Origin of the sequence: Niveispirillum sp., from assembly GCF_017996735.1 — a bacterium.
Lineage (GTDB): Bacteria > Pseudomonadota > Alphaproteobacteria > Azospirillales > Azospirillaceae > Niveispirillum.
Genome location: NZ_JAGOGJ010000167.1, coordinates 1 through 12,274, shown reverse-complemented (window position 1 = coordinate 12,274; position 12,274 = coordinate 1). Strand labels below are relative to the sequence as shown.

Here is a 12,274-nt window from a genome sequence, read left to right as displayed (position 1 = left end):
GCGTATGGCCGCCATCCTGCAGCGTCTGGCCGTGCTGTCCACCCAGTTCAGCCAGAACGTCCTGGCCGACGAAAAGGAATATAAGCTGGTCCTGACCAGCAAGGAGGACCTGGCCGGCCTGCCCGATTTTGTGGTGGCCGCCGCCTCCCAGGCCGCCAAGGAACGCGGAGAGGATGGCAAGTATGTCATCACCCTGTCGCGCTCCTCGATCGAGCCGTTCCTGACCTTCTCCGCCAACCGGGCCTTGCGCGAACAGGCCTGGAATGCCTGGATCGCCCGTGGCGACAATGGCGACGCGCAGGACAACAACGCCGCCATCAAGGAGATTGTGCAGCTTCGCATCGAACGCGCCAACCTGCTGGGCTACAAGACCTTCGCGGAATACAAGCTGGCCGACACGATGGCCAAGACGCCGCAGGCGGTCAGCGACCTGCTGATGCAGGTCTGGGAACCCGCCAAGGTGCGCGCGGCGGAGGAAAAGGAAGATCTGGCCAAGATGGCGGCCAGCGAAGGCCAGAACATCACCATCGAGCCCTGGGACTGGTATTACTATGCCGAGAAGGTGCGCAAGGCGAAGTACGACCTGAACGAGGAAGAGATCAAGCCGTACTTCCAGTTGACCAAGATGATGGAAGCGGTCTTCTACACGGCCAACCAGCTTTTCGGTGTGACCTTCACCGAACTGAAGGACGCGCCCCGCTATCACCCCGACGTCAAGGTCTATGAGGTCAAGGACCGCAAGGGCAACCATGTCGCGGTCTTCTACAGCGACAATTTCGCCCGGCCCAGCAAACGGTCCGGCGCCTGGATGTCCTCCTTGCGCGAACAGCAGAAGCTGGGGGGCGTTGTCCATCCCATCGTGATGAACAACAACAATTTCGCCAAGGGTGCGGAGGGTCAGCCGACCCTGCTGTCCTTTGACGATGCCACCACCCTGTTCCATGAATTCGGCCACGGCCTGCACGGCATGCTGTCGGACGTGACCTATCCGCAGCTCTCCGGCACCTCGGTTCTGCGCGACTTCGTGGAATTCCCCAGCCAGATCCTGGAACACTGGATCGCCCAGCCCGAAGTGCTGCAGCGCTTCGCGGTCCACTACAAGACGGGCGAGCCGATCCCCAAGGCCCTGCTGGACAAGATCCTGGCCGCCCAGACCTTCAACCAGGGCTTCGCCACCGTCTCCTACACCTCCTCCGCGCTGGTCGATCTGTCCTATCACAGCCTGACCGACGCCAAGGACCTGGACCCGGACAAATTCGAGCGTGACGAGTTGACCAAGCTGGGCATGCCGAAGGAAATCGTCATGCGCCACCGCAGCCCGCACTTCACGCACGTCTTCTCCGGCGACGGCTATTCGGCCGGCTATTACAGCTATATGTGGGCCGAGGTGCTGGACGCCGACGGGTTTGATGCCTTCAAGGAAGCCGGCAACATCTTCGATCCGAAGCTGGCCAGGAAGCTGTATGAGCAGGTGTATAGCGCCGGCGGGTCGAAGGACCCGATGGATGCCTATGTCGCCTTCCGCGGCCGCGCGCCAAAGGTCGAAGCCTTGCTGCGCAACCGTGGCCTGCTGGGCACCGGCAGCCGTGTGAACTGACCGTCACATCTCCCGTGCCGCGATCCATCGATCACGGCACGGGAGATGGATGTCAGGGAGCGGCGAAAACGGCCAGCGTGATCCGGGCATTCATGACCAGCTTGTCCTGAACGCCCGGCATGGCATCGGCCATCTGCGGCGCGGCGGCCACCATCATTTCGGACTTGCGATAGGCCTGGACGGCCACACTGCCGACATCGCCGAATTCGATCTTGCCGACACGATAGGTGCGGTCCGGGAAGGCGGCGTTGAGGCGCTTCAGTTCGGCATTGACCTGCGTATAGATCTTGTCGCGCAGGGCGCCGCGCGTCGCCTCCATCTCCGCCAATGTCGGGTCGAAGGCGATGCTATCCACCCGCACCTGCTGGCCGGGCTTGCTGGCCTTCTTGGCGCGGTCGCCAAGCGACGCGAGCTGGCTTTCCGGCAGGCGCGCCTGCAACAGCGCCTGCCAGCGTTCCAGACCGGCGCTGTCGCTTTGCGGGTTCAGGGCGGTGATGCGCCATTCGATACGATCGGCCACACCGGCCACGGCCTTCAGCACATCGTTGCGCACCGTGCCGCTATTGCCATTGCCGGCAATGTCCACCACCAGGGTGACCAGCGCCGTCTCCGTCTTCACCCATTCCTCCGCCGACAGGTTCAGCGACACGGTGTCACTGACAGGCGGCGGCACGGGCTGGGCGGATACGGCGGGGATGGCGGTGACCAGCAGAGTGGCAAGGGCAAAGGGAACCAACGACCGGCGCATCTGATCTCTCCAACGCATTTCTTGTTCGGGCGAAAACGCCCATGCCGCATCCTACCCCACCGGTTGGGGCCGAATTGAGACAAGAATGCGGAAACAAGAATGCGGCGGGGGTTCAGAAATCCAGATCGGCATAATGCCGGGGCGGCGGCAGGCCCGGTTGATGATCGGTCAGGATATGGCGGAAGCTGGGCCGGCTTTTGACGCGGGCATAGAAATTCTTGGCGTCGGGATGATCGTCCCAGGGCACGTCGCCCAGATAATCGATGGACGACAATTGCGCCGCCGCCGCGATATCGGCCCAACCGAACTGGTCCCCCGCCAGCCAGGTGCGGCGGTCGCAAAGCCAGCCGATATAATCCAGATGATAATGGATATTGGCCAGACCGGCGCGAATCGACTGGGCATGCGGGGTTCCCTGACCGGAAAACCGCTTGAACAGTTTTTCCCCGACCAGCAGGTCCGTCACCTCGGCCTTGAACTTCACGTCGAACCAGCCGACCAGACGCCGCACCTCCACCCGCTGGGCCACATCACTGCCCAGCAGGGTGGTCGCGGGATAGGCATCCTCCAGATATTCGCAGATCGCGTTCTGGTCGGCGATGACGGCGCCGTCGGCTTCCACCAGAACGGGCACCTCACCGGCGGGGTTCATCAACATGAACTCCTCCCGCCGCTCCCAGGGTTTTTCCAGTTCCAGGGCGAATTCCAGGCGCTTTTCCGCCAGCGCCACCCGCACCTTGCGTGAAAAGGGGGAGAGGGGATGGTGAAAGAGGGTCCGCATGCGCCGTTCCGATCCGCCGCTGTTCCGCCGGCCAAGCCAAGTCAAACCTGATGCCACAGGCACCGGGGGTGTGACAAGGGTGGAGCCATGCTCTTTCGGCAGAGGCTTGTGATCACGGGGAAAATCGTGATCGGACCGGTGCAGGTTCCGCCGACCGGCCCCAACCCGTCATTGCCGTGGATGGACAGCGCGCCCGGCCGGTGCGATATCCCAAGGCGGCAGGTTCAACAGGAAGGCGGATGATGACAGACGGGGTGCACGTTCGACCGGTCACGGTGGCCGACCGGGCCGACTGGCGGAAACTATGGGATGCCTATTGCGCCTTCTACAAGGTGCAGGTGCCGGAACGGGTGACGGACACGCTCTGGTCCCGCATCCTGGACCCGGGCTCCCCCGTGAAGGGGCTGGTCGCCACCGATGCCGACGGCGCGCTGCTGGGGCTCTGCCATTATGTCCTGCACCCGCACACGTGGTCGGCGCAGTTGCTCTGTTACCTGGAAGACCTGTTCACGGCGGAACCGGCGCGCGGACGCGGTGTCGGGCGTGCCCTGATCGACCGGCTGGTGACGATGGGGCGCGATGCCGGCTGGGGCCGCGTCTACTGGCATACCGAAGAGACCAACGCCACCGCCCGCATCCTTTATGACAAGGTCACGGGCGGACATGATGGTTATGTCCGCTATACGGTACGGCCGGAAGCGGCAGCTACCGCAGCGTCTTGAACCGTTCGGTCGCCTGGACCAGGGCGGTGCGCACGCCCGGTTCCATGGCGCTGTGCCCGGCATCAGGCACCACGATATAGTCCGCCTCCGGCCAGGACCGGTGCAGTTCGTCGGCCGTGCGGATGGGACAGACGATGTCGTAGCGGCCCTGGATGATGACGGCGGGGATGTGCCGGACCTTGCGGATATCCCGCAGCAGCCGGTCTTCCGGGTCCAGGCCGTTATTGCGGAAATAATGCGCCTCGATCCGGGCCAGGCCCAGGGCATGCGTATCCTCGCCCGAGGCGGAAACCAGTTCCGGGCTGGGCATCAGGGTCGAACAGGCCCCCTCATACATGCTCCACACCCGTGCCGCCGGCAGATGCACCGCCGGGTCGGGATGGGTCAGCCGCTTCCAATAGGCTTCCAGCAGGTCGTGGCGCTCATCGGCGGGGATATAGGCGTTGAAATGGGCCCAGGCCTCCGGGAAAATCTGCTTCATCCCATAGAGGAACCAGTCGATCTCCGATTTACGCATCAGGAAGATGCCGCGCAGGATCAGACCGATCACCCGGTCGGGATGCGCCTCCGCATAAGCGATGGACAGGGTGGAACCCCAGGAACCGCCAAAGACCAGCCAGCGGTCGATGCCCAGATGCGCCCGCAACGCCTCCAGATCGCCCACCAGATGCGGAATGTCATTGTTGCTCAGATCGCCCAGCGGCGTGGACCGGCCCGCCCCACGCTGATCCAGGATCACGATGCGGTAGAAGGTGGGGTCGAAGAAGCGGCGATGGGTAGGCGACGCACCGGCCCCCGGCCCGCCATGCAGGAACAGCACGGGCACACCATCGGGATTGCCGCTCTGTTCCCAGTAAAGAGTATGGACATCGTCGACCTTCAACCGGCCGGTCTGAAAAGGGTCGAGCGGGGAGAAGAGATCGCCGCGGGGCATGGATGCATCCGTTTGTTGTTCTGCTGATTGTAGGCAAGCGAAGGGCGCAACGCAAACCGTCCGCGCAAACAAGCCTGCACAGGGTGTGAAGTGCGTAGAATAAGGCCATGACCATCACCGATCCCCCCTATCCCCGTATCGACGACACCAGCCTGGCCCACCTGATCGTGGAATTCTATGCCGCTGCCCGGGTGGACCCCCTGCTGGGACCGGTTTTCCAGGCGATGGTGGGAGACGGGGATGAGGAATGGGCCGCGCATTTGCGGCGGGTGCATGATTTCTGGTCATCGGTGACCATGGGCACGGGCCGTTATGGCGGCCGGCCCATGCAGGTCCATGCCGGCATACCGGGGCTGGAGGCACAGCATTTCCAGCGCTGGCTGGCCCTGTTCGCGGAGACGACGGGCCGGCTGTTCACCCCGCCCGCCGCCGCCTTCCTGCGCGACAAGGCGGAACGGATGGGACAGGCGTTGCAGCAGGGCATCGCCATGGCGCGTTCCGCCTGATATCCCTTTAGCCCCTTGCGCCGCACCCCTGCCTTTCCCATCTTGGCCCCATGACCAACCCACCCCTTCCCGTGCCAGAGATTTTGCCACCGCCGCGCCCGCGCGGACGGTTGGGGCAATGGTCGGACCGGGTGAAGGCACTGCTGCTGCTGTCGCTGCTGGCGGTGACGGGGGCGCTGGCCGGGTTGGGCACGCCGGGGGCGGAAGCTGAACGGGTGCGCGACGGCCTGTCGACCGGTGGCACCCTGCGGGCCGCCCTGGCCGAGGTTCCCGCAGCCCTGGTGCAGGCCGACCGCGAACAGGCCCGCCCCGATCTTGCGGGCGGTGATCCGCCGCCGGGCAAGGCGCTGCCACCACAAACGCCGGGTGCCAGCCTTACGCTGCCGGTTGTTGTGGCCTGGGCCGATGTCGCCGATCCCGTCCCGTTTGCGCGTGCCGGCCATGCCGCCCGCATGCCGACCGGCCCGCCGGCCAGGCTTTCCGTCTGATCCACCCAGAATTTGGATATGCGCGTTCCATGCCCGGTGGCCGATGGCCATCCCGGAACGTTTGCCGACCGGAAAGCCCTGACCATGAAAAAGTCCCTGTTCTTCTATGCCGCCGCCCTGGCCGCCGCCGGTGGCCTCATGACCGTCAGCCGCCAGTGGGGCGGCTTCCTGCTGCTGGCCACCTTCATTTTCTGGTTCCTGCATTCCGTGTTCGCCAGCACGGATGGCACGGGCCGGCAACTGTAAGGACAAAAAAAGGGGGACCGGCTGGTCCCCCTTTTTACGTCGTGCCAATCCGTCAAGGGTCTGGCCCCTGGCGGATTGGGGGCCGGCGTCGGTCAAGAATTTTGACCCATGGCATTACAGCTCCAGCACCACGCGGCCATCCACCTGACCATCGCGCAGCCGGTTCATCACGGCATTGACATTGTCCAGACTGTCCACGGTGATGGTGGCCTTCACCTTGCCCTCCCCCGCGAACATCATCGCCTCCGCCAGATCGGCGCGGGTGCCGACGATGGAACCGCGAATGGTGATGCGGTTCAGCACCACATCGAAAATGGGCACGGGGAAATCGCCCGGCGGCAGGCCCACCAGGCTGATCGTGCCGTGACGGCGGGTCATGCCGATGGCCTGGGCAAAGGCCGGGCGGCTGACGGCGGTGACCAGCACCCCATGGGCGCCGCCGATGGTGGACTGTATCTCCTTCACCGGATCGGTCTTGGCGGCATTGACCACCAGATCGGCCCCCAGTGACCGGGCCAGATCCAGCTTGCTGTCCGCCACATCGACGGCGGCAACATGCAGCCCCATGGCCTTGGCATACTGGACCGCCACATGGCCCAGGCCGCCAATGCCGCTGATCACCACCCACTGTCCGGGCCGGGCGTCAGTTTCCTTCAGCCCCTTATAGACGGTGACCCCGGCGCACAGGATGGGGGCGATATCGGTGAAGCCGACGCTGGCGGGCAGATGACCCACGAAGTTCGGATCGGCCAGCACATATTCGGCATAGCCGCCATTGACCGAATAGCCCGTGTTCTGTTGCGCCGTACACAGGGTTTCCCATCCGGTCAGGCAATGTTCGCAATGGCCGCAGGCGGTATAGAGCCAGGGCACACCCACCCGGTCCCCTTCCCGCACTGCGGTGACGCCGGCACCGGCGGCCACCACCGTGCCCACGCCTTCATGCCCCGGAATGAAGGGCAGGGGCGGCTTTACGGGCCAATCGCCATCGGCAGCATGCAGATCGGTATGGCAGACGCCGGAGGCGGCGATCTTCACCAGGATCTGGCCGGGGCCAGGCCGGGGCACCGCCACTTCCTCCAGGCGCAGCGGGGCGCCATAGGCATGGACGACAGCGGCCTTCATCTTCTGCGGCAGCATGGGCAAGGGTCCTTCCGATCGCACGGGCGGACGTGATGCCCGCCTGTTGCCGTGTACGTTACGGCAACACCAGAAACCCGCCCATGATCCAGGTCAAAGGGGGCGGAGGACCAGATTTCTGATCTATGCCACCGCCCCCTCCTCCAGCCCGCGCATCCGCCAATGCACGGGGGTGGACGGAACATCGCCACCGCCCAGGACCGGACGCGGTGCCATGCGGCGGAACCGTGTGTGCTGCTGGTCGGCGGGCCGTTCCACGATGCGCAGCACCGACGTGCCGACCTCTCCACAGCCCTGGCAGACGAACCCCCGGCTGAATTCCGCCACCGGCCAGTCATGGCCGTGGCGGCGGACCAGCAGGTCGGTGCGCCAGCGGCATTCCTCCCCACAGCAGACGCAATGCATATCGAAATCCTGACCACGGAAATTGGCCAGACCCACATTACCGATCAGGGCGCTGTGTCGGATCGCCGGTCGCATCACATCCTCCATCATCTCCGATGTTCCGTTTCTGTTCTTATATAATGTTCCCATTTTGTTCTCAAGTGGATTCATCGCCGCTTGCCAGAACGGGCGGATGCAGGGATAAGCGAAGGGGAACTGACAACGCTATCAGAAGCGGGATGGGAGGAAACATGCGCAGGCACGGGATATGCGGCATGATGGCGGGGCTGGCCCTGCTGCTGGGAACGGCCACCGCAGCCATGGCGGGGGCCAGGCCGCCCGTGCCCGACGCCAATATCGCGGTACAGCTTTTCAGCCTGCACAAGGATCTGGCCCGCGACCCGGCCGGCACATTGAAGGCCCTGCGTGCCAGCGGCGTGACCCAGGTGGAAGCGTTCAACACGCTGGGCCTGGAACCCGCCGCCTTCAAGGCGCTGCTGGATCAGGCGGGGCTGACCGCATCGGGCAGCCATGTCGGCATCAAGGATTTGCGCGACAATGTGCAGGGCATCATCGAGACCGCGAAGATCGTCGGCTACCGGTATGTCGGCGTCGCCTGGCTGAAACCGCCGGGCGCGGGGGCGAACCAGGGCATCGGCCCGGCGGAGGTCGACGCCGCCATCGCCGCCTACAGATCCGCCTGCCCGGCCTTGAAGGCGGCCGGCCTGCGCGTGATGTACCATCTTCATGGCTATGAATTCGCGGCCGACGGGGCGGGAACCCTGCTGGACCGGCTGCTGGCCGGGCTGGACCCGGCTTGCGTTGAATTGCAGATGGATGTGTTCTGGGTGCTGAAGGCCGGCGTCGATCCCGTGACCCTGCTGGAAAAGCTGGGCGGTCGGGTGAAGCTGCTGCATGTGAAGGACATGCGGCCCGGTGCATCGACCGGTGAATATACCGGTTCGGCCCCGCCGGGGGATTTTGCCCCCGTCGGCCAGGGCAGCGTCGATTGGACGGCGCTGCTGGCGGCGGCACGCAAGGCCGGTGTCGACTGGTACGTGCTGGAAGACGAATCGCCGACACCGACGGCGCATCTGGCCCTCTCGCTGGCCTGGCTGCAGGGCCGCTAGGGTGCGGACGTCAGGGAGGCTGTCGGTGAAGAAGCTCGCCGGCGTTACGGCACTGGCACTGCTTGCCATGCTGCTGGCGGCCGGCGCCTGTTTGCTGTTGTTTGTGGAACGGCGGCCGGACAGACCGTTCCCACAGACGTTCGCACCACAGACGGCGGCGGGGAGGAATGCGGCGACACTGCTGGCCGGGCTGCACCACATTTACAGCATGCCGTCGCTGTCGGCTGCCGTGGCGGTGAACGGACAGTTGGTGTGGTCTGGAGCCGTTGGTTATGCCGATCTTTCCACCCGCCGACCCGCCGATGCCGGAACCCGGTACCGGATCGGCAGCGTCTCCAAATCCATCACAGCCGTGGCGGTGATGCGGCTGGCGGAAATGGGGGTGGTCGATCTGGACGCGCCCTATGCCACCTATGTGCCCGACTTCCCCTCCGCGTCCGCCGGGTACAGTCTGAAACAATTGTTGAGCCATCAGGCCGGCATCCGCCATTACCGGGGCTGGGGCGAAATGGCCAGCAACACGCCTTATGACGGACCACGCGAGGCGGCCACCCTTTTTGCGGGTGATCCGTTGCTGTTCCCGCCCGGCACGGGGTTCAGCTACAGCAGCCATGGCTACACGGCCGTCGCCCTGGCCATGGAAAACGCCGCCGGCCAGCCCTATGCGGAGATCGTGCGGCAACTGGTGCTGGAACCGGCCGGCATGGACAGCACCCGCCTGGACCGCAAAGGTGATCCGGCGGCGGCCACCCGTTACATGCTGTTCGCCGGGTTGCTGTTCGAGGCGCTGGCGGACGATCTCAGCGACCGGCAGGCTGGCGGCGGCTTCGTGTCCACGCCGGGCGATCTGGTCCGGCTGGGTATCGCGCTGACGTCGGGCAACCTGCTGGCGCCGGAAAGCCGAACCCGGATGTGGACGCCGGTGCCACTGTCGGACGGGACCATGAACCCGCAACGCTATGCGCTGGGGTTCCGCGAGGGTGCGGACGATCTGGGCCGCTTCCTGCATCATGGTGGCACGGCCAATGGCGGCAGCGCCATGCTGCTGATCTATCCCGATCTGGGCCTGACGGTGGCGCTCTGCACCAATTATGACGGGCAGGAAAGCGGGTTCGACCGGCTGAAGGCCGCGCAAGGATTGGCAGCCCTGTTCAAGCCATGATGCCGGGCGTTGCATTACCCGGCATCACAGGGCATGACCGGTGCTGTTACTTCTTCAACCCGATCTCGCGCAGCCGCTGATCCAGGAACTGTCCCGCCGTCAGTTCGGCCGACAGGCGGACATCGGGGCGCGGGTGCAGGAACATCGGCATGGAATAGCGCGCCACATTATGTTCCGGCGGCGGGTTCACCACCCGGTGCGGGGTGGCGGGGATGAAATTGCCCGAGGCCAGTTTCAGCATGTCGCCACCATTGACGGCGATCATGCCGGCATCGCAGGGCACATCATGCCAGTTGCCGGCCGTGTCCTGGGCCTGCAGCCCCGGCTCGCTGCCCGTCACCAGCAGGGTGATCAGGTTGATATCCTCATGTGCCGCCGCGCGCACGGCCCCCGGCTCATACCCTTCGCCGATGGGCGGATAGTGCAGGACACGGAACAGGGTGCTGGTCGACCCGTTCATCATGCTGGGCAGCGGTTCGAAAAAGGCGTCGCGCACGCCGGCCGGCACATTGTCCTGAATCCAGGTCAGCAGCGTCTGCCCCATCGACAGCAGATCGGCATACATGCGGTCGGTCGCCTCCTTCACCTGCGGCGGCAGGCGGCGACCGGGATAGACATGGTAGAATTCCTTCAGGTCCTTCAGCGCGCTGTCCTTGGCATTCTCTGACTTGAAGGGAAAAAAGCCGTCCTGGATTTCCGGGTCGAACTTGTAATCAAACTTGCCGTCCCAGGCGAAGAAGCCCGACCAGACCTTGTACAGTTCCTGGATCAGGCCGGTATCGATCGGGTGGTTGCGCAGGACGGCAAAGCCCGTCTCGTGCATCGAATGCACGAATTGCTGGGCGGCGTCGGGCGCCTGGAAATCCACGGTGGCGATGTTGAACATGGGTGCGGTGCCTTGCGCTGGCGGTTCTCGTGTATGGATAACCTCTATCATCACGCCCGGCGGGCGTCCGTCAATAGGCGGCCCCTTGCCCGATGGCGGCCCGCCCCCTATGTTGCGCCGCGATACCTCCATTGAAGAGGGCCGGTCCTCCGATGTGTTCCAAGCCCCTGCGTTTCCTGGCCGGGCCAGAGGCCATGGCCCGCATCCGCCGTGACGGGCTGCATGAGGATCTGTTCGACGTGGTGGCCGGGGCCAGCGGCGGGGCCAAATGGCTGGCCCTGACGCGCCTGGACCAGGCGCTGTTCGGTCGCTGGTTCCGGCAACGGGCGCGGCCGCTGCACATGGTGGGCAGTTCAATCGGCACCTGGCGTTTTGCCTGTCTGGCACAGCCCGACCCCGTCGCGGCGGCCCGGCGGTTCGAAGCCGCCTATCTGGATTACGCGGTGGACGCAAAGGTGACGTCGGCGGAGCTGACGGACCATTGCCGCCATTTCCTGCGGGAGATATTCGGCACCGACGGGATCGCCCATGTCCTGTCGCACCCGTTCATGCGGCAATCCATCCTGACGGTGCGGGCACGCGGACCGATGGGGCCGACGGCGGGCAAGGTGCGGCTGGGCCTGGGGCTGAGCGTGGCCGGGCTTGCCAATCTGGCCAGCCGGCGCAGCCTGCCGCTGTTCTTCGAACGGACCGTGCTGCATGACCGGCGCGACCCGCCACCCTTTGACCTGCATGCCGAATTCCCGACCCAGGCTGTCCCCCTGACGCAGGGCAATCTGGTGCCCGCCCTTCTGGCCTCCTCCGCCGTACCCTTCGTTTTCGACGGGGTGGTCGATCCGGAGGGGGCGCGGCCCGGCCTCTATCTGGATGGCGGGATCATGGATTATCACCTGGATATGGGCTTCACCCCGCCGGGCCTGATCCTGTATCCGCACTTTTCCCACCGCGTCATTCCCGGCTGGTTCGACAAAAAACTGCCCTGGCGCAGGGCGCGGGAAAGCAGCCTGTCCCGCATGCTGGTGCTTTGCCCCTCGGTGGAATTCGCCCGCAACCTGCCCTTCGGTAAAATCCCGGACAGGGGTGATTTCAAACGTATGGATACAGCCACACGCCAGAAATACTGGCGCACCGCCGTGGCAGAAACCGATCGTCTGGCCGATTGCTGGCTGGATGCGTTGGAAAAGGACCGCGTACCGGACCTTATGGAACCTTTGTTCCCCTGAAGAAAAACAGCGTCGGCCCCTTGTCGACTTCACCCTGTTCACGCCGGGCACCGAAGCCGCGCCGGTAACGGCCACCCTTTCCCACGACATCCCGTTATAACCGAAAGGTTAGGTTGCGGCCACGCCGTCGGTATCGTTGCGATGTGCAAGAATATTTGCTTTATGCATGATGCTTTTCGCATTTTTGCTTTATGCAATATGCCAACCGGACGGCACACCACACCCAAAAGCCGCAGAAACCCTCAACTTCCGGGCACAATCTCCACTTGGCATCAAGCCTGCAATCCTTGGTTCCCATCAAGGCGACAACGCCACCACAGATCGAAC

Annotated in this window: 14 protein-coding genes; 8 read left to right on the top strand and 6 right to left on the bottom strand. The window is 64.6% G+C overall.

The annotated features are described in order from the left end of the window. Positions 1-1,597 (top strand): M3 family metallopeptidase (locus KBA48_RS29495; RefSeq protein WP_292912265.1); only part of this gene is annotated, 1,597 nt, incomplete at its 5' end. A gap of 52 nt (positions 1,598-1,649) precedes the next feature. Here KBA48_RS29495 and KBA48_RS29490 read toward each other — a convergent pair. Continuing rightward, on the bottom strand, positions 1,650-2,345 hold the full coding sequence (locus KBA48_RS29490; RefSeq protein ID WP_292912264.1) for a hypothetical protein: 696 nt from the start codon (positions 2,343-2,345) through the stop codon (positions 1,650-1,652). Positions 2,346-2,457: 112 nt separating this feature from the next. Then, entirely contained in the window at positions 2,458-3,126 is a 669-nt protein-coding gene (locus tag KBA48_RS29485) for a glutathione S-transferase family protein (protein ID WP_292912263.1), read from the bottom strand. Between the two features lie 239 nt (positions 3,127-3,365). Between KBA48_RS29485 and KBA48_RS29480 the strand changes: the two genes are divergently transcribed. Further along, on the top strand, positions 3,366-3,848 hold the full coding sequence (locus KBA48_RS29480) for a GNAT family N-acetyltransferase (RefSeq protein WP_292912262.1): 483 nt from the start codon (positions 3,366-3,368) through the stop codon (positions 3,846-3,848). Here the strand turns inward: KBA48_RS29480 and pip are convergent. After that, positions 3,832-4,782 (bottom strand): prolyl aminopeptidase, encoded by a 951-nt coding sequence (gene pip, locus KBA48_RS29475; RefSeq protein ID WP_292912261.1) that lies wholly within the window; start codon positions 4,780-4,782, stop codon positions 3,832-3,834. The genes KBA48_RS29480 and pip overlap by 17 nt on opposite strands. A gap of 107 nt (positions 4,783-4,889) precedes the next feature. On the opposite strand from pip, the gene KBA48_RS29470 reads away from it, so the two are divergent. The 3 genes from KBA48_RS29470 to KBA48_RS29460 all read left to right on the top strand — a co-directional run bounded on the left by KBA48_RS29470 (position 4,890) and on the right by KBA48_RS29460 (position 6,022). Next, the gene (locus KBA48_RS29470; RefSeq protein ID WP_292912260.1) at positions 4,890-5,288 is read left to right on the top strand and encodes a group III truncated hemoglobin; all 399 of its coding nucleotides are present in this window, start codon (positions 4,890-4,892) and stop codon (positions 5,286-5,288) included. Positions 5,289-5,338: 50 nt separating this feature from the next. Beyond that, the gene (locus KBA48_RS29465; protein WP_292912259.1) at positions 5,339-5,776 is read left to right on the top strand and encodes a hypothetical protein; all 438 of its coding nucleotides are present in this window, start codon (positions 5,339-5,341) and stop codon (positions 5,774-5,776) included. 84 nt (positions 5,777-5,860) lie between these two features. Further along, positions 5,861-6,022 (top strand): hypothetical protein, encoded by a 162-nt coding sequence (locus tag KBA48_RS29460; RefSeq protein ID WP_292912258.1) that lies wholly within the window; start codon positions 5,861-5,863, stop codon positions 6,020-6,022. Positions 6,023-6,136: 114 nt separating this feature from the next. Here the strand turns inward: KBA48_RS29460 and KBA48_RS29455 are convergent, their stop codons facing one another. Together KBA48_RS29455 and KBA48_RS29450 are read right to left on the bottom strand one after the other, a co-directional pair. Next, positions 6,137-7,159 (bottom strand): zinc-dependent alcohol dehydrogenase, encoded by a 1,023-nt coding sequence (locus KBA48_RS29455; protein ID WP_292912266.1) that lies wholly within the window; start codon positions 7,157-7,159, stop codon positions 6,137-6,139. Between the two features lie 126 nt (positions 7,160-7,285). Further along, positions 7,286-7,642, bottom strand: coding sequence for a hypothetical protein (locus KBA48_RS29450; RefSeq protein WP_292912257.1), 357 nt, complete (start codon positions 7,640-7,642; stop codon positions 7,286-7,288). Between the two features lie 179 nt (positions 7,643-7,821). Between KBA48_RS29450 and KBA48_RS29445 the strand changes: the two genes are divergently transcribed. Both KBA48_RS29445 and KBA48_RS29440 read left to right on the top strand, forming a co-directional pair. Further along, the gene (locus tag KBA48_RS29445) at positions 7,822-8,676 is read left to right on the top strand and encodes a sugar phosphate isomerase/epimerase (protein ID WP_292912256.1); all 855 of its coding nucleotides are present in this window, start codon (positions 7,822-7,824) and stop codon (positions 8,674-8,676) included. A gap of 25 nt (positions 8,677-8,701) precedes the next feature. Continuing rightward, positions 8,702-9,838, top strand: coding sequence for a serine hydrolase (locus KBA48_RS29440; RefSeq protein ID WP_292912255.1), 1,137 nt, complete (start codon positions 8,702-8,704; stop codon positions 9,836-9,838). A 46-nt stretch (positions 9,839-9,884) separates the two neighbouring features. On the opposite strand, the gene KBA48_RS29435 is transcribed toward KBA48_RS29440, so the two are convergent. Next, on the bottom strand, positions 9,885-10,724 hold the full coding sequence (locus KBA48_RS29435) for a 2OG-Fe(II) oxygenase family protein (protein WP_292912254.1): 840 nt from the start codon (positions 10,722-10,724) through the stop codon (positions 9,885-9,887). Between the two features lie 152 nt (positions 10,725-10,876). On the opposite strand from KBA48_RS29435, the gene KBA48_RS29430 reads away from it, so the two are divergent. Continuing rightward, entirely contained in the window at positions 10,877-11,947 is a 1,071-nt protein-coding gene (locus KBA48_RS29430; RefSeq protein WP_292912253.1) for a patatin-like phospholipase family protein, read from the top strand. Positions 11,948-12,274: the final 327 nt, after the last annotated feature.